The organism is Ferruginibacter lapsinanis (assembly GCF_020783315.1).
GTDB classification, from domain to species: domain Bacteria; phylum Bacteroidota; class Bacteroidia; order Chitinophagales; family Chitinophagaceae; genus Ferruginibacter; species Ferruginibacter lapsinanis.
Genome location: NZ_CP086063.1, coordinates 879,899 through 897,596 on the forward strand (window position 1 = coordinate 879,899; position 17,698 = coordinate 897,596).

A 17,698-nucleotide genomic window follows, 5' to 3' on the forward strand; every position below is an offset into this window, starting at 1 on the left:
GCTTTTTTATTTGGTAATTTAGCGTAACCTTAAACCAATACTCTAATGAGCAATATAGCCGACATCCGAAAAGAATACAAGTTACGCAGTCTCGATGAAGCAGATGTTTCACAAAATCCTATTTCACAATTTGCAACCTGGTGGGATGACGCCGTACACAGTAAGATCGATGAAGTAAATGCAATGACTTTAGCAACAGTAAAAAGCGATGGTACTCCTAACGGACGAATTGTGTTGCTTAAAGGTTTTGATGAAAATGGATTTACATTTTACACTAATTATAACAGTGATAAGGGAAAAGAGTTACTTCACAATAAGAAAGTATGCTTGATCTTTTTCTGGAAAGAATTGGAAAGACAAGTGAAAATTATAGGATCTGTTGAAAAAAATAGTGATGCAGAAAATGATGAGTATTTTAATTCAAGGCCTGAAGGAAGTAAGATAGGAGCCTGGTCATCTCCTCAAAGCACACCCATTCATGACAGATCAGTGATTGAAGATAACGTATTGAAATTCCAAGCGCAATTTAAAGATAAAGCGATTCCCCGACCTCCTCATTGGGGTGGATATAAAGTGATCCCTGAGTTAGTAGAATTTTGGCAAGGCCGCCCGAGCAGGCTACACGACAGGATCTTGTACACATTACAGAATGAAGAAAGCTGGAAAATAGAAAGGTTGGCTCCGTAATAAAATACGAATTACGAATGTTGAATTACGAATATAACCTCAGTGAAAATACATTCGTAACCCTTATCTCGTAATTCGTAAATTATAATTAATCTTTTTTCTTAGCAGCTGCTTTTTTTACAACTTTAGCTGGCCTGCTTTTACCAAAAGAACCTTTTGTAATTTTTCCTTTTTTAGTTTTGATATCTCCACGTCCCATGATTATATAATTTAAGTAGTTGACAAATTAAGATGAAAAAAGCAAGACATAATAAATTATATCTTGCTTTTTAATTAGTTTGCGTAAGCATTACAATTTAGCTGATAATTCTTTACCTGCTTTAAACTTAGCAACTTTTTTAGCTTTGATTTTGATAACAGCTCCTGTTTGAGGATTGCGACCATTACGTGCAGCTCTTTTAGATACTGAGAAAGTACCAAAACCTACTAAAGTAACTTTACCGCCACCTTTTAAAGTTTTAGTTACAGCTTCTACAAAAGAATCTAAAGTAGCGTTTGCCTGAGTTTTTGTAATACCTGCATCATCAGCAAGTTTTGCAATTAATTCTGCTTTGTTCATGATATTTTTTTTAAAATTTTTTTAACTGCAACAAATATAGAAGGTTTTTAATTGCAACAAAATTTTTTTATCAAAATAAATTCACAAAAAATCGCTGCAAACCGCAAGGAACAAGGGATTTGTAGAATGAAAAATGAAAAATGAAAAATGAAAAAATTAGAAGAACCGGCCCAAACCCTTTACTGCACTGCATTTCAGCGAAATATTAATGAAATCCTTTACCCATGCGGATTTGGAGTAATATACAAACCTTTTTTAGTAATCAAAATGAAATTTATTTGTTTTGCACATTTAGTTAACAACCTGCATAACCGACCTGAATGCGATGAATTGATTGCCCCATTTTTGGTAAGATTTTTCTCTTAGTCGGGTAGAATGATTTTCGATATAATTATTATACAAAGCTTTACTTTCCGCATGATACTGGACTGCATAAGTTGGACCCTCGCTTTCATCAACTTCCAGCAACCGCAAAATTGTAGCATGTGTAAAACAGCCTGTTTGAATCACTTCCGGAATGTGCTCTTCCTTTAGCCAGACTAGCCATTCATTTTTTATTGATTCGTGCACTTTTATAGTAACATTGTATACTATCATGGTTTTATTTCTACATATACCGGACAATGATCGCTGTGCTTTACATCAGGGAAAATATCTGCATCTTTTAGCTGTTTTTTTAATGGTTCCGTCACTGTGATATAATCTATTCTCCAGCCTTTATTATTTAGTCTTACTGTTGGAAAACGCTGACTCCACCAGCTATAGCGATGAGGTTCTGTGTGAAATTCTCTGAAAGTATCGATCCAGCCACTTGCTAAAAATTTCGTCATCCATGCCCTTTCTTCAGGTAAAAAACCGGAGGAATTTTTATTGCCTTTAGGATCATGTATGTCTATTTCATTATGTGCAATATTATAATCGCCTACCAGAATTATCTTAGGATATTTCTTTTTTAATTTATTCAGGTATGCATGAAATTCATCCAACCATACATATTTGAACGATTGTCTTTCATCCCCACTGGTACCGGAAGGAAAGTATGCGTTGATCAATCTTATATCACCAAAATCCAATTGTATCACACGTCCTTCATCGTCGCTTTCTGCATGCCCGTTACCAAATTCTACATTATCAGGTTTTATCTTAGAGAAAACAGCTACGCCACTATACCCCTTTTTTTTTGCACTATACCAATGATGATGAAATCCCAATGCTTCGAATTGCTTTACATCCACATCATCTTTTGTAGCTTTTGTTTCCTGCAAACAAATAATATCAGCAGGATTCGTTTTCAACCAATCAATAAACCCTTTTTTAATAGCGGCACGAATGCCATTAACATTATAGGAAATGATACGCATAACTATTTTCTTTTTTCTTGTAAAACAAACATACAAAATGCGAAACAATAACTATAGAAAATAATAAAGAGGTAACCCTCTATGAAGAAAATATTTCTGTGCAGTTATTTTTTTACTTTGCCGCCAACAGGAAATGTAACGCCTAAACTGGCTACCATTTCATAAGTGCCAAAAGCGTGCTTAGCAGTACCTTCATATACCTTTAGATCTGAATAGCGAGCATAATCCAACTTGTTAGAGTATTCTAAAAATATATAATCGAAGAAAGTGGCTCTTACGGCAGCTTCCACTCCTATATTCCAGCCGCCTAACTGAAATCCTGCTTTATTAGCGTCGCCAAAAAGAGTATTCTCCACATGAGGTATTACCGGCCCAATACCAGCTTTTCCTAAGGCATCTACTTTTATGGTTTGCTTTTTATTTTGTACCCAATGCCAACGTTTTACAATATTAAAAAGTAAAAAATTTGCTCCATTATTCAAATAATAATTGAATCCATTAGGCTTATTGAAATTCACAATAGTATCAACCACTCTATTGCCTAATGTACCTTTTACTCTTGCTTGCTGATCTGCAAAAATGAATTTAGTATGATCAAAATTTATTTCGACCGCCAGCCCTTTTTTCTTGTTGATAAAAAGACCTAGTCTGTAATTATATTGCGGTATACTAATAGCTTTTGTGAAAAGAGCTTCGTCCCACCCCGGATGGTCGTGTCCTTTTATATTTACAAAACTATAATGATTCCCCAATGATGGTTGATTGACTTTTACTGTGCTCTTTGTATACCACTCCTTGTTATATCCCCAGGAAAAATAGAATTCTTTTTTACGCTCCTTTTTTTTGCTCTGGGCCTGAATAGAAAAAGTAAAAAATAAAAAAGTGAAAAATAAAAAAGATCTAAATAGGACCGCTTGTATGTTCATTGAAAAATTATTATTTGTCTAACGGAAAGAAATTAATTCTACATCAAAAATAAGTGTGCTGTTTGGACCAATCACTGAACTGACTTGTCTTTCCCCGTAACCTAAATGCGGAGGAATAAAGAAACGCCATTTGCTGCCTACAGGCATTAGCTGCAAGCCTTCTACCCATCCTTTTATTACAGCATTCAAAGGGAAACTTGCTGGGGTGCCTCTTTGCACAGAACTGTCAAAGATACTTCCGTCGATCACTGTACCATGATAATGGCAAGTAACAGTATTTCTGAGAGTCGGTTTTTCACCTTCGCCCATTTTTAAAACCAAATATTGTAAGCCGCTAGGCAAAACAACAACATTTTCTTTCGTTGCATTCTCTGTTAAAAATTTTTCTCCCGCTAATAAATTAGCTGTTGCTTTTTCGTCTCTCATTGCTTTTAGTTTATCTGCTACTGACATTTTTTTTGAGTTATAAGTTGTAAGTAATAAGTTTTAAGTTTGTGCCTTTTATTTACTTAGTACTTAAAACTTATTACACTAATTATTATTCTAGAATTGGCCTTAACCATCTTGTTGCATCTTCAATACTCATTCCTTTTCTGCCGGCGTAATCATTCAATTGATCTTCACTGATCTTACCCACTCCAAAATATTTACTTTCAGGATTAGCGAAATACCAACCTGCTACTGATGATGCAGGATACATAGCTAATGATTCTGTCAATTCTATACCGGTCGCTTCTTGACCACCTAATAGTTCGAACAGTTTATATTTTTCCGTATGATCCGGACAAGCGGGATAGCCAGGTGCCGGACGAATGCCTAAATATTCTTCTCTGATCAATTGTTCATTGGTAAGATGCTCATCTGTAGCATAACCCCAATACTCTTGCCTTGTTTTTTTATGCAATACTTCAGCAAATGCCTCTGCCAACCTATCGGCCAACGCTTGCAAAATAATTTTATTATAATCATCATGAGCCGCTTCAAATCTTTTGATATGCGGTTCAATGCCTTCTATTGTTACTGCAAAAGCTCCGATATGATCTTGATAGTTCATCTCTGCAGGGGCAATAAAATCTGCCAGTGACAAATTAGGTTGTCCGTCTGCCTTTTTAATTTGCTGACGAAGGAATTCCAGTTTTACCACTTCTTTATCAGCCAAAACATCTACAGAATCAGGAGCAACCTTATTAGCGGGCCAGAAACCAATTGCTCCTCTTGCATTCAGCCATTTCTCAGCTATGATCTGTGTCAATAATTTTTGAGCGTCATTGTACAAATTGGTAGCAGCTTCACCAATTACTTTGTCCGTTAGTATTGCAGGAAACTTGCCATGCATTTCCCATGCAATGAAGAAAGGTTGCCAATCAATATATTCAGCTATTTCGGCAAGGTCATAGTTGTTAAATGTTTTTGTTCCGGTAAATGTTGGAGCAACCGGCTTAAATTTGTTCCAGTTAATTGCTGCCGGATTTTTTTGTGCTTCGGCAAAGGTCAAAAATGCTTTGGTCGATTTTTTATTACCAAAATCAACTGCCAATTTTTCGTATTCGTTTTTGATACTATTTAAAAAATCAGGCTTTTGTTCTTTACTTAACAAACTACCGGCCACGGTTACACTACGACTGGCGTCTAATACATGCACTACTCCTTCATCGTATTGCGGAGCAATTTTAACAGCGGTATGCATACGGCTTGTTGTAGCTCCTCCAATCAACAAAGGTAATTTCATCCCTCTACGTTTCATTTCATGTGCCACATGCACCATTTCATCTAATGAAGGTGTGATCAATCCGCTTAAGCCAATAATATCAACATTTTCTTTGATCGCCGTTTCTAAAATTTTATCGGTTGGCACCATTACGCCTAAGTCAATGATATCATACCCATTACACCCCAACACAACACCCACAATATTTTTACCGATATCATGCACATCCCCTTTTACGGTCGCTAACAAAATCTTTGCGGCTCCTGCAGCTTCTTCATTTGTTGTACCTGCAGCCAAATGCGCTTGTTTTCTATCTTCTTTTTCCTGTTCGATGTATGGTGTTAATACAGCTACGGCTTTTTTCATTACCCTTGCACTTTTTACTACCTGCGGTAAGAACATTTTTCCTGCACCAAACAGATCTCCTACCACATTCATCCCATCCATCAAAGGACCTTCGATCACATCCAATGGCTTCGGATATTTTTGTCTTGCTTCTTCAGTATCAGCATCGATATAATCTGTAATACCATTTACCAATGAATGTGATAAACGTTTTTCAACAGGTTCTAAACGCCAACTTTCGTCTTTTACAGTTTCTTTTCCTTTCGCTTTTACCGTATCGGCGAAAGCAATTAATTTTTCTGTTGCTTCGTTATTATCATTGTTTCTGTTGAGCAATACATCTTCGCAAAGATTTCTTAATGTAGGTTCAATTTCATCATACACTACCAACTGGCCTGCATTAACAATACCCATATCCATACCGGCTTTGATAGCATGATATAAGAACACACTATGTATTGCTTCTCTAACGTGGTCATTACCTCTGAAAGAAAAAGACACATTACTTACGCCCCCACTTACTTTAGTAAGCGGCATCAATCTTTTTATTTCCCTAGTTGCTTCTATAAAATCTACTGCATAATTATTATGCTCTTCGATACCTGTTGCTACTGCAAAAATATTCGGGTCAAAAATGATGTCTTCAGGATCGTACCCCACTTGTTCAGTTAGTATCTTGTATGCTCTGTGACAAATTTCAATTTTGCGATCTTTTGTATCTGCCTGCCCTACTTCATCAAAAGCCATTACAATTACTGATGCACCATAACTTTTACAAATAAATGCCTGCTCAATGAATTTTTCTTCGCCTTCTTTCATGGAGATAGAATTCACGATACATTTTCCCTGTACGCACTTCAACCCGGCTTCTATGATCTGAAATTTAGAAGAGTCGATCATGATCGGCACTTTGGCAATATCAGGCTCGGCTTGTACTAAGTTTAGAAAGGTGGTCATTGCTTCTACACCTTCCAACATAGCGTCATCCATATTGATATCGATGACCTGTGCGCCACTTTCTACTTGTTGTCTTGCAACAGACAAAGCTTCTTCATACTGACCATCTCTGATCAGGCGTGCAAATTTTTTACTTCCTGTAACATTGGTACGTTCACCAACGTTCACAAAATTTGTTTCGGGACGAACGACCAATGGCTCTAATCCGCTCAGGCGTAAAAAAGGTTTTATATGTGTTTGTTCACTCATGTTCTATTTTTTATTTGGATATGGAAATCCAATACTGTCTTTTTCTTTGGTTCTGGCTGTTGTAATAATTTTTTTAATACTTTGAAAACTGTTTCCAACCCTTCATCATGCTGAACCAATTTCCTTTCAAGTTTTTCAATACGTAATAAGATCTCTTTATTATCCAACAACGCCTGTTTCATTTTTGTAAATACCCGAATGATCTGGATGTTTACCTGGATGGCCGTTTCAGAATTTAAAACACTTGAAAGCATTGCCACCCCTTGTTATGTAAAAACGTAAGGCATTTTTCTCGTGCCGCCCCAACTTGAAGTCGCAAATTGCGACTTCAAGTTTTGCCATTCTTCAATTGTCAGTTGAAACATAAAATCTTCAGGGAAACGAGTACTATTTCTTTTTACTGCCTCGTTTAACCTTTTTACTTCAACACCATACATTTCTGCCAGATCTTTATCAAGCATTACTTTTTGGTCACGAATCATGTATATTTTATCTACAATCATTGTGTCCGCCTCTTTAAGAACTTCTTTTTTAGTCATGATAATAGTTTTAAAATTAAAACGGTATCATCAGGCTAAGGTTTATAGATATTATAAAGCTTTTTCCAACACAGGCCTTTGCCTTGGTTGAAATTTCGCTACTTCGTCTGCAATATGTTTGATATGATCCGGTGTTGTACCGCAACAACCGCCTACAATATTTAACCAGCCATTTGCAGCCCACTCTTCAATAATATGTGCTGTTTGATGCGGTTGTTCATCGTATTCACCAAATGCATTTGGTAACCCAGCATTTGGATAAGCTGATGTGTAACAACTTGCTATTTGTGATAGTTCTTCAATATGCGGACGCATTTCACTTGCACCCAATGCACAGTTCAAGCCAACACTTAATGGATTGGCATGTGACACAGAAATGTAGAATGCTTCTAATGTTTGTCCGCTTAATGTACGTCCGCTAGCATCAGTGATGGTGCCGCTGATCATGATCGGCAGTTCAGGTAAATTATTTTTTCTGAAGAAATTCTTTGCCGCATAAATAGCCGCCTTTGCATTGAGTGTATCAAAAATTGTTTCGATCAATAAAACATCTACGCCACCTTCAACCAGTCCTTTTATTTGTTCGGTGTACGCTTCGGCCACTTCATCAAATGTTACTGCTCTGAAACCCGGGTTATTTACATCCGGCGATAAGCTGAGTGTTTTATTCAATGGGCCGATAGCACCAGCAACAAATCTTGGTTTGGAAGGATTTTTTGCAGTGTATTCATCGGCAGCTATTCTTGCGCATTTTGCAGAGGCTACATTCATTTCGTACGCCACAGCCTGCATATCGTAATCTGCCTGAGCAATAACGGTACTGCTAAATGTATTCGTTTCAATAATATCTGCACCGGCTTCCAAATATTCTTTGTGTATGCCTATGATGATTTCAGGTTGAGTGATACTCAACAAGTCATTATTTCCTTTAACATCGGTATGCCAGTCTTTGAATTTTTCGCCGCGATAATCCGCTTCGGTCAATTTATGACGCTGTATCATGGTACCCATTGCACCATCTATGATCAGGATTCTCCTTTGTAGTTCGTCTTTAATATTAGCCATTCCTTAAATTTTTATTTTACTTGTTGAAATCACAAAACATAATAAAAGTTCAAAAAAGAACAAATAGTACAAGTGAGTGACACAACGATGATGACCAAGGCGGTAATGCTTGTTTCAAAATAAAAAAACTTATAAACGATGGAGACTTACTAAAAGATAGAAGTGTTGTCGTTTATTAGTTCTGATACAGGCTGAACAATAAACAAATCCGCCCTGAATGCGGCTGCAAAGTTACTATAAGTATATGGTTTGGCAAAAATATGCTATCGATGCTTTTTGAGCTTTACATCATAGCAGATAGCAGTTTATGAGGTTGATAGCTCCGGGCACCTGCGTCTCCGGATTTCCGGTATCATATGTATCAAAAACTCCTTTTACAGTGATGGATGCCCCTCTTTTTACGTTGACTTCTTTTTGATCAAGTGTACAATTGATAAAAACTCCCGGAGTGCCTGTTGTAAGTAATATGATCGTCCGGTATAGATGATCTGCGAATGTATCAGCTACTTCCCCACTTACTTGCAATGTTTTTGAAATATAATATTGTTTTGCCTGTATGGCATCCTTTACAAATTCGCCCAGTAAAATATCCGGAGAAGTTTTTATGATACCGGCATCATCTTCATCTTTAAGCCCCTTGGTCCAGATCACTGATCTGATCAATACTATAACCACTACTAACAAAAAGGTTAATAGCATTATCTTATTAGTATTACTCATTATTTGAAATTGATCAGCTTTGCGATGTAATGTAATTTTCTACAGCAATTCTGTTGCTGATACTTTTAGCCAGGGTCATTTCATCTGCATACTCCAGTTCTCCGCCAAAAGCGATACCACGAGCAATAGTAGTTATTTTTACAGGAATGTTCTTTAGCTTTTTGCTTATGTAATAAATAGTTGTATCGCCTTGTATATTGGCATTCAATGCAAAGATTATTTCTTCGATACCTTCTTTCTCGATTCTTTGTAACAACGAATCTATTGTTAATTGCTCCGGGCCCACACCATCTAAAGGTGAAATAATACCTCCTAATACATGATAGGTTCCGTTGAATTGTTGGGTACTTTCTATAGCGATCACATCTCTTATATTTTCTACCACACACAACATTTGTTGTTTACGGGATGGATTATTGCAGACATTACATAATTCGGTATCGGAAATATTATGACAGCGGCGACAGAATTTTATCTCTTTACGCATTTGACTAATGGCTTCACTGAAAGCATCAACATCATTCTCATCTTGCTTAATCAAATGTAACACCAAACGCAATGCTGTTTTTTTTCCAATGCCCGGAAGCTTGGCAAACTCATTAACTGCATTTTCTAAAAGTGTGGAGGAAAAAACCATGGGCAAATATAATTGATAGTTGAGAATTGATTAATGATAATTCCTACGCATTGAAAATACTTTTTAACCCAGAAAAGAAATTGAATTAAAAGCGTTATCAACTATCATTTATCAATTCTCCGTTAAAGCTGTATTTCTCTTTCGTTATCCCAATTGGCCTTGATGGACAATTTCTTATCAAGTGTAATCACCTTTTCAGGCTGAAGTTTTTGAGTGTAATTGCCAGGTGTAAATAACCCATCATTATTGGTGTCGTATAAAATACGCAGTTCATACTCACCTGGGGGAAACAATTTATCGCTCCATTGCCCGGTTGTGATTGGAAGTGACTTTTTGATTTCGTCACCCTGTACAAATTGCAAAACAGGATGATTGGCAGTTACAAGGTTTTTAAACCTAAGGACCAAGCTTCCATAATCATCTTCTTCTTTTGTTTTGAATTTGATGGTATCAGACTTAGCGAGGGTATTATTCATTGAATCAGCAACTGACTCTTTATTAAGTGTCAGAATATAGCGGGTGCCGGCACTCCATTTTGTTTTAATCACAATCTTTTTGTTAGTGCTATCCGGCGCTACTGTATATACTAATGGTTTATAATTTGTATCAGTCAAAATAATTTTTTGTGCATCGAGATTTTTGATCGGTCGTGAAAAATCTAATTCGAGATCAGTAATAAGCTCTTGCATATTACCGGTTAATGAAGTGATATATTTAAATTTCTTTTCTGCCGGAACCGAAGCGGCATTATTTGGTTTAGTATCTTTCTCCAAAGCAAATGCATATAGTGTTTGTGCACTATCCATGCCGCTTACTGTAACAGCTCCATTTAAAAAAGCAAACGATTCTACCGTAGAATTATAGGTTTTACTGCCATCTCCATCTTTTAATGCATACAGTTTGTATACACCTGCGGAAAGATTTTTAAATAAAAATTTACCCTCTGCATTTAGTTTTGCCAAATAATCGGGTTTTCTTTTTTGAACTGCAGAATCATCCATTGACCTATACAACATAGCAAAAAAAGTGCTGTCTGTTTTACCTGTATTAGCGACGATGACTTTACCGCTTAATTGCAATGTATCAATGGTTCTTCCTGTAGAAAAAACATAGGTGAAGTTCTTATAGGGGTTGCCTTCATTATTGTCTCTGATAGCATTACCAAAATCGATCGAATAAGTTGTATTAGGTTGTAATGTGTCTTTTAGCTTAACAGTTACGGTCTTTAATTTAAACTCAATTACCGGATTTATCCTGGGATATGGTGATACAAGTACATTGGTCAACACATCTTTCACATCTACATATTCATCAAAAGTCAATACAATTTTATTATCAGTTACATTAGTGCTATTAAGTGCCGGTATTGCTTTTACAAGTGTTGGCGGAATAGAATCTTTTGGGCCACCCGTTGGTGCCCCTATTTGTGCACAGCCCGATTCAAGCGTTACAAAAGAAAAAACAGAAAAAATAAAAAGTAAAAAATAAAAAGTATTTACAGCTGATTTCATAGTCTTGTAAAAATATAAATTATGCATCTTCGGGTTCTTCTTCATTTAATTCGTGTAAAGCTACTGCCATATTATTATCCTTTACAAAATTACACCAATGGCAATCCTCCTTACCACATCCTGTATAAAAATCTCTGTTTTGAATTTTATCCCACACTGCTGTAAGTTGTTGTTTTACGGTTTCTATATCCTCGGGGTTAATAACGATCTTTTCTTTTCTGTATTCCTTCTTTTTATCGGGTTCTACAAAATCAAATTCTGTGCTTATCACCTTCCAGTCCTTTTGACCATAATTATCTACCAATATTTTGTAAAACACCGCCTGCCTCCAATAATCGCCGCCATTGGGATCTTTGTCGTGCGGAGGTTTTAATTTAGGAATAGCCTTATCAATATCTCCACTCTTGTAATCTACCACATTCACATTTTTCCCATCAAATTCCAGTTTATCTAGCTTTCCTTTAATTGGCACTCCATTAACCACCACACCACGAATATTACGTTCCACTGCCACCACCTTATTCCATGTATTAATATATTTATCGTAATAATTTTTTAGCACCTCGTCCCCATATTCCACTCTGCGTTCAAATGCTTCTTTGGTGAAATTTTCTCTATGTCTTTTCATGTACCAGTTAAAATCGGCAATAACTTCTGTTGCCGGAGGAAATGTATCCTTTTTGCCATCCTGCATTTTTCTGAAAAGGCACTCCAATGCATGGTGTATGGCACTACCAAATACAGTAGCTTCATTTTTACCGGCAGGGATCCTGATAAGGTTTTGATAATAAAATCCTAATGGGCATTTTAAATAACTGTTCAATGCAGTAACATTCATCACGAATTTATCGAGAATGCCGGAGATAAAATCTTCCTCTGCCTTTTCTATCTCAGGTGCCTGAGCCGTAAAATGCAACAGATCAAAATCCATTAATTGTTCCGGAGACAATGCTATTTTTTCTATTGGCAAAGGGTGTTGTTCGAGAATTTCGGCGATAAACATAGATGGCTCCATTTCTTTTCCATCATTTTTATACTTTGCATACGAGATGTATAAATTTGTTTCGGCCCTTGTCAGTGCTACATAAAATAGCCGACGCAATTCTTCTTCATCGCTAGAGTTGGGCTGTGATGAAAACATGGTGTCCGGAAATTTATACCCGCCACCTGGCTTGCGTTTTTTCTCCCAACTTGTTGCATTGCAACCTACAAAGAAAACATGATCGAATTCTAATCCTTTAGAACCGTGTGCTGTAAGCAGGTTTACTCCTTTGTCATTACCGGCAACCTGCACCAATGGCAATGATAACCCTTCTTTTTCCATCAGGTCAATAATGTTGATCAACTCCTTTAAATCCAAAGCAGCATTCCTGCTGGTTTCTTCTTTAATGAAATTAAACAGCGCCGTAAGCAATTGCATCAATTCTATCTTGTTGTTACTTTTCATGATGTACGGCAACACTGCTGCATGTTGAACAACATTTTCAAATAACTGTTGTAATGTAACATTCGACACATCTCCTATCAGTTTTTCCAGCATAGAACTTATATTCTTTAAGCCCACGTTCATTCCGGTATCAAATAGATCAGTTGGTGGCTTATTGGCCTTATCGTTCAACAATTTTCTGATGGAAGTAAGTTCTCCGTTATATTTTTTTTGATTTGTCTCTACTGTGATTTTTGCAATTTCAATTGGAGGAATATTATAAAAATCATAATGTAAAATTTCAAAGAGCATTTCATCACCACCATAAGGTATGTCATGCTCAGCATTCAAATACCGAAGCAGGTTGATGATCTTTTTTATAAACGGATTTTCTAAAATATTGATGTTTCGCTTACTGTAAACAGGCAAATTTTTTAGCCTGAAATATTTTGCCAACTCCTCGCCATATTTATTCTCTTTATAGATGATAGCGATCTTTCCCGGAACTACCTGTTGATCTAATAATGCTTCTACCTTGAATGTAGTAGATGCCATTTCATCTTTTACAGAATTATATTCTGCAATAACCGGCAAATGTTTTAATCCGTTGATCTTAGTGTTCGCCGCCAGCAGATCCTTTGTCAATCCATCGATCTTATTGATCAATCTTTCCTGGTTCCTGTTGATGACCGTTTTGGAAACATCCAGGATAGGCTGTGTGCTTCTATAGTTAGACGTAAGTACCACTGTTATCAGGTCTTTGATATAGGCATTCGCAAACTCCAGCATGTTCTCTACATTTGCTCCCTGAAAACGATAGATACTCTGATCATCATCTCCCACCACAAACACATTGGGTTTTTCCCAGTAGTTGATCAGCAGTTGAACCAACTTGTTCTGCGTACCACTTGTATCCTGGTATTCATCTACTAGTATGTATTGAAATTTTTCCTGATAATTAGCTAATACAATCTTATTTTCTTCAAACACCCGTATCACCCAATTGATCATATCATCAAAGTCGTAACGATTTCGTTTACGCATGAGCGTTTGATAATTTTCAAACTCGTTGACAGCGGCTCTGAGTTTTTCCATCTTTTCTTTCTCTTCTTCGATCTTATCTGTACGAACATCTCCTTTTTTAAATTCCTTCACTGCTCGTTTGGCAATATATTCATCTCTTGCAGGCAGTTCGTTGATATATTCATCTATCTTTTGGTTGATGTACTCAGGTGTCCAACCTTCTCTTTTCATAGAAGAAAATAAATTCTTCAAATTCTTCACTTCAAAATAAACATCTCCCCTATATCGTTTTAATGGATGATTTTTTGGAAAATTATCTATTAATGTTTTGAATAATTCAATACTTTCTAATTCTGATATCGCATCTAAACTGTTCTTTTCAAACAAGGATAAATTATCCTGTATCACATCATTACAAAAAGCATGAAAGGTGTAGATATTTACTTTGTATGCATCGGCACCAATAAATTGCACCAAACGTTTACGCATAGCAATGGTACCTGCATCTGTATACGTAAGACAAAGAATATTTTCGGGTAAGGCATCTGTTTCCAATAATATTTTACCGATACGTGCTGCCAGGATTTGGGTTTTGCCAGTACCCGGACCAGCAATTACCATTACCGGACCTTCAATTGTATCTACAGCTTTTTGTTGCTGTGGATTAAGCCTTTCATATTCCTGTGTGAATTTATTCAATAAAATATCCCGGTAATTCTGCATCTATCAAAGTTAATCGTTCGCAACTAAAGCAATATATTTTACAACAAATCTTTTCATGTTTTGTTATGTTCGTATTATGAGCAAAGTATACAGTATTAAAACCATACAAAAAATTCCCATTTCTTTAGATACAGCTTGGGATTTTTTCAGTAGTCCTGATAATTTAAAAAAAATAACTCCTGATAATCTTGGATTTGAGATCATCTCAAAACATCATGGAGATAAAATGTATGCCGGACAGATCATCGAATATACCGTGAGGCCTGTTCTCGGTATTCCGCTTTACTGGATGACTGAAATTACGCAGGTAGATGATAAAAAATTTTTTATAGATGAACAACGTTATGGCCCATATAGCTTATGGCATCATCAACATCATTTTAAAGCAATTGAAGGTGGTGTGGAGATGATGGATATTGTACATTACAAGTTGCCATTATGGTTTATCGGAGACATTGGCAATGCTATTCTTGTAAAACATCAACTCAAAAACATATTTGACTTCCGCTATAAAAAAGTGGAAGAATTATTTGGTGTGATGGAACACTAATGACACTGATTCTCAATAAGTGATAATAAGTAAAATAAGTTCAATCGGTGTTCAATTTTACCCCGGCATTCTGCTTATGTACTTTTCCATTTGTTTGATCTGATCAGCAATTTGAGGCGTAGTTGGTTTTAGTCCTTTTGCCTTTCTGAAATAATCTTTTCCCGCTCTGAATTCTCTTTTATTGATCATGATAGAAGACAATTGTAAATAAGCAGCCGCTTCATTTTCTTTATCGGGCAACCCACTTCTGATAGCACCACGGATATAAGTTTCCGCCTCTTTCATATTTCCTTTCTGTATCGCTAACATCCCTAATTGTAATTTATTAGCACCCTCAGCCTGCTTCATTTGTGCACCCAGCAAGCTGCTATTTCCCATCAGCTCCTGGCTTTTTTTAAGGTTTGATTCTGCCCCTTCAAAATTTTGAGCAGCCATATCCAAGTTACCTTTAATAGTATAATAAACTGAACGGATAGGTTTTATTAATAAACCCGGAAACCATATCGAAGCCAATACTTTTTTTGACCCTTCCAGATCACCTTCTTCCATGTAAGACTGTATCAAACGCATTGGGCCAAAAATAAAATGACCAACAATTAATATAACAGCTAAAAGATATAAGACAAATGATGGCCAGAAACCTGCTTGTACATTGGTAAAAATTGCCAATGCCAACAGTACAATTCCTATCCATAAACGGTATTTAATAAAAACATTCAACCACTTCATATACTTAAATTTGGAGTGCAAAGATAGGGCTTAGAAATTATGATTTATGAATTACGAATTACGAATTTAAGAGGCAGAAACGTCTTATAATTGGAAACTTAGTGCCGGATGGCTATTTTTGCACCCTGAATCTGAAATTGGGATGTTTCGCTTTCTTATTCAATGTTTTTCATTCCTTATTTCTTATTTCAACTGGTCCCGTAGTTCAATGGATAGAATAGAAGTTTCCTAAACTTTAGATACAAGTTCGATTCTTGTCGGGACTACCAGTTTTCAAATCCATCCTTTCTTTACTGAGTATTTAAAACGATTTTATTAAAAAACAGGAGGTTTATCCTGTAAATCTTCGATCCTAATAAAATATATTAAATAAAAAATAAATACGTTTTCTCTGATAGTATTACTATAGGCCTTCAATAAAAAGGTTCATTTTTTTTACTATACAAACTTTATTACCTTCATCCATCAAATAAACCTTATCGCTATAATTAAAACTTTATGAAAAGGATATTCCTGGCATCCCTTGTTATCATTATTACATTAATGAGTAGTTCTTGCAAAAAAGACAAATCCACCAAATGCTATATTTCTATAAAAGATATTACCGGTTTTTATAGAATAACCAAGGTAATGATTGGCGGAGCTGATGTTACCTCAACTTATATGACACCCTGCAGACAAAGCGCTAACCTGCAATTATATAATGACAAAACTGCTATTTATGAAGAGACGGGTGCTTCTTGCACAGGTACTTCCGGGGGTACATGGGATCTTAATCTAACAACCAATAAAATATCAGTTGCCACCGGTGGTAATATCGTAAATATTACTGATGCCACCGTAACCTCATGGGATTGCTCTTCGCTGGTTGTATCAGGTAACTATTCAGGATCAGATTATCAGGTAACACTTGTTCGATATCAAATTCCTTAATAAACAGCTGTTATGGTATACTTAAAGAAATGTGCTGTATAAATGTAAGATGCTACTTTACTCTTTCTAATATTTTTATATAGTTAGCTCTTTCATATGCAGTAGGGTCTGCTATATGCTGTTGGCTCATAATGCCCTTAAACGAATCAATACTCTCAAACTTCATTTTGTACATCCAGTCTTCCAGTTCTCTATTCATTGTTTTTAAATAAGGTATCCCGTTTTTATACAACGAAGAGGCGGTCATTGCTACATCGGCACCGGCAAGAATATATTTAATTATTTCAACAGATCCCTGCACACCAGTTGTGGCAGCCAACGACAAATTTACTTTTCCATACAATAATGCGATCCAAAGTAATGGCAACCTTATTTCACTGGATTCACTATAATGCAGATCGGTTTTAATAAGGAGTTCATTAATATCAAAATCCGGTTGATAAAACCGATTGAATAAAACCAGGGCATCTGCTCCTGCATTCTTCATTTGTAAAGACATATTACCCATGGCACTGAAATACGGATTTAGTTTTACAGCAATGGGAATCTTTACCGTTTGTTTGATTGACTCAATAATACTGAGATACCGTTGCTCTACTTCAGCAGATGGCATTGAAATATCCGCAGGAATGAAAAAAATATTCACTTCTATTCCATCTGCACCGGCTTGTTCCATTTGCTTTGAATAATCAATCCATCCTTCATTGGTAATTCCATTCAGACTTGCAATAACGGGAATATCAACTCTTTCCTTTGCTTTACGAATATTTTCAAGGTATTCGTCTGTTCCAATATCAAACTCATCCAGATCAGGAAAATAATCCAATGCTTCGGGAAAAGCATAACTCGTTTCCGACATTACGCCTCTGTAAGAGGCTTCTTCTTTTCGTATCTGCTCTTCGAACAATGAAAACAGTACAACTGCACCTGCACCAAAATCTTCCATTTGCACAATATTCTCTGTTTTTTCAGAAAGTGTGCAGGCCGATACCACGATCGGGGAGCGTAACTCCAGCCCCATATAGTTTGTCTGTAGTTTCATAACATTTA

At 36.2% G+C, this 17,698-nt stretch carries 19 protein-coding genes and 1 tRNA gene; 4 read left to right on the plus strand and 16 right to left on the minus strand.

Annotation, left to right across the window (positions count from 1 at the left end):
* Nucleotides 1-45 precede the first annotated feature (45 nt).
* Nucleotides 46-687 carry a pyridoxamine 5'-phosphate oxidase gene (gene pdxH / locus LK994_RS03785; protein ID WP_229761553.1) on the plus strand — a complete coding sequence of 214 codons (642 nt, stop codon included), beginning with the start codon at nucleotides 46-48 and terminating at the stop codon, nucleotides 685-687.
* 88 nt (nucleotides 688-775) lie between these two features.
* Here pdxH and LK994_RS03790 read toward each other — a convergent pair whose 3' ends face one another.
* The 14 genes from LK994_RS03790 to LK994_RS03855 form a co-directional block, all read right to left on the minus strand.
* Nucleotides 776-886, minus strand: a complete 111-nt coding sequence (locus tag LK994_RS03790) for a 30S ribosomal protein THX (protein WP_229761554.1) — start codon at nucleotides 884-886, stop codon at nucleotides 776-778.
* Between the two features lie 90 nt (nucleotides 887-976).
* Nucleotides 977-1,246: an HU family DNA-binding protein gene (locus tag LK994_RS03795; protein WP_229761555.1), complete on the minus strand. Its 270-nt coding sequence runs from the start codon at nucleotides 1,244-1,246 to the stop codon at nucleotides 977-979.
* A 291-nt stretch (nucleotides 1,247-1,537) separates the two neighbouring features.
* Nucleotides 1,538-1,843: a DUF4286 family protein gene (locus LK994_RS03800; RefSeq protein ID WP_229761556.1), complete on the minus strand. Its 306-nt coding sequence runs from the start codon at nucleotides 1,841-1,843 to the stop codon at nucleotides 1,538-1,540.
* Complete coding sequence (locus tag LK994_RS03805) at nucleotides 1,840-2,607, minus strand: exodeoxyribonuclease III (RefSeq protein ID WP_229761557.1); 768 nt, start codon at nucleotides 2,605-2,607, stop codon at nucleotides 1,840-1,842. The genes LK994_RS03800 and LK994_RS03805 overlap by 4 nt, the downstream gene beginning before the upstream one ends.
* A gap of 104 nt (nucleotides 2,608-2,711) precedes the next feature.
* Nucleotides 2,712-3,533 carry a hypothetical protein gene (locus tag LK994_RS03810; RefSeq protein WP_229761558.1) on the minus strand — a complete coding sequence of 274 codons (822 nt, stop codon included), beginning with the start codon at nucleotides 3,531-3,533 and terminating at the stop codon, nucleotides 2,712-2,714.
* Between the two features lie 18 nt (nucleotides 3,534-3,551).
* Nucleotides 3,552-3,986 (minus strand): FKBP-type peptidyl-prolyl cis-trans isomerase, encoded by a 435-nt coding sequence (locus LK994_RS03815; protein WP_229761559.1) that lies wholly within the window; start codon nucleotides 3,984-3,986, stop codon nucleotides 3,552-3,554.
* An 85-nt stretch (nucleotides 3,987-4,071) separates the two neighbouring features.
* Nucleotides 4,072-6,792 carry a methionine synthase gene (gene metH / locus LK994_RS03820; RefSeq protein ID WP_229761560.1) on the minus strand — a complete coding sequence of 907 codons (2,721 nt, stop codon included), beginning with the start codon at nucleotides 6,790-6,792 and terminating at the stop codon, nucleotides 4,072-4,074.
* The gene (locus tag LK994_RS03825) at nucleotides 6,789-7,046 is read right to left on the minus strand and encodes a hypothetical protein (RefSeq protein WP_229761561.1); all 258 of its coding nucleotides are present in this window, start codon (nucleotides 7,044-7,046) and stop codon (nucleotides 6,789-6,791) included. Before LK994_RS03825 ends, metH begins: the two co-directional genes overlap by 4 nt.
* Nucleotides 7,047-7,058: 12 nt before the next feature.
* Complete coding sequence (locus LK994_RS03830) at nucleotides 7,059-7,331, minus strand: ORF6N domain-containing protein (RefSeq protein WP_229761562.1); 273 nt, start codon at nucleotides 7,329-7,331, stop codon at nucleotides 7,059-7,061.
* A gap of 51 nt (nucleotides 7,332-7,382) precedes the next feature.
* Nucleotides 7,383-8,396, minus strand: a complete 1,014-nt coding sequence (locus LK994_RS03835) for a homocysteine S-methyltransferase family protein (RefSeq protein WP_229761563.1) — start codon at nucleotides 8,394-8,396, stop codon at nucleotides 7,383-7,385.
* Nucleotides 8,397-8,684: 288 nt separating this feature from the next.
* Nucleotides 8,685-9,116 carry an OB-fold putative lipoprotein gene (locus tag LK994_RS03840; RefSeq protein ID WP_229761564.1) on the minus strand — a complete coding sequence of 144 codons (432 nt, stop codon included), beginning with the start codon at nucleotides 9,114-9,116 and terminating at the stop codon, nucleotides 8,685-8,687.
* A 13-nt stretch (nucleotides 9,117-9,129) separates the two neighbouring features.
* Nucleotides 9,130-9,753: a recombination mediator RecR gene (recR, locus tag LK994_RS03845; protein ID WP_262907871.1), complete on the minus strand. Its 624-nt coding sequence runs from the start codon at nucleotides 9,751-9,753 to the stop codon at nucleotides 9,130-9,132.
* 122 nt (nucleotides 9,754-9,875) lie between these two features.
* Nucleotides 9,876-11,264 (minus strand): Ig-like domain-containing protein, encoded by a 1,389-nt coding sequence (locus LK994_RS03850; RefSeq protein WP_229761566.1) that lies wholly within the window; start codon nucleotides 11,262-11,264, stop codon nucleotides 9,876-9,878.
* Between the two features lie 19 nt (nucleotides 11,265-11,283).
* Nucleotides 11,284-14,436, minus strand: coding sequence for an ATP-dependent helicase (locus LK994_RS03855; protein ID WP_229761567.1), 3,153 nt, complete (start codon nucleotides 14,434-14,436; stop codon nucleotides 11,284-11,286).
* Nucleotides 14,437-14,512: 76 nt separating this feature from the next.
* Between LK994_RS03855 and LK994_RS03860 the strand changes: the two genes are divergently transcribed.
* On the plus strand, nucleotides 14,513-14,986 hold the full coding sequence (locus LK994_RS03860; RefSeq protein ID WP_229761568.1) for an SRPBCC family protein: 474 nt from the start codon (nucleotides 14,513-14,515) through the stop codon (nucleotides 14,984-14,986).
* 57 nt (nucleotides 14,987-15,043) lie between these two features.
* Here the strand turns inward: LK994_RS03860 and LK994_RS03865 are convergent, their stop codons facing one another.
* Nucleotides 15,044-15,715: a tetratricopeptide repeat protein gene (locus LK994_RS03865; protein ID WP_229761569.1), complete on the minus strand. Its 672-nt coding sequence runs from the start codon at nucleotides 15,713-15,715 to the stop codon at nucleotides 15,044-15,046.
* A 194-nt stretch (nucleotides 15,716-15,909) separates the two neighbouring features.
* Here LK994_RS03865 and LK994_RS03870 point away from each other — a divergent pair.
* Both LK994_RS03870 and LK994_RS03875 read left to right on the plus strand, forming a co-directional pair.
* Nucleotides 15,910-15,984, plus strand: a tRNA-Arg gene (locus LK994_RS03870).
* 229 nt (nucleotides 15,985-16,213) lie between these two features.
* Entirely contained in the window at nucleotides 16,214-16,648 is a 435-nt protein-coding gene (locus LK994_RS03875; RefSeq protein WP_229761570.1) for a hypothetical protein, read from the plus strand.
* A gap of 52 nt (nucleotides 16,649-16,700) precedes the next feature.
* On the opposite strand, the gene LK994_RS03880 is transcribed toward LK994_RS03875, so the two are convergent.
* Nucleotides 16,701-17,690, minus strand: coding sequence for a dihydroorotate dehydrogenase-like protein (locus LK994_RS03880; protein ID WP_229761571.1), 990 nt, complete (start codon nucleotides 17,688-17,690; stop codon nucleotides 16,701-16,703).
* Between the last annotated feature and the right edge of the window lie 8 nt (nucleotides 17,691-17,698).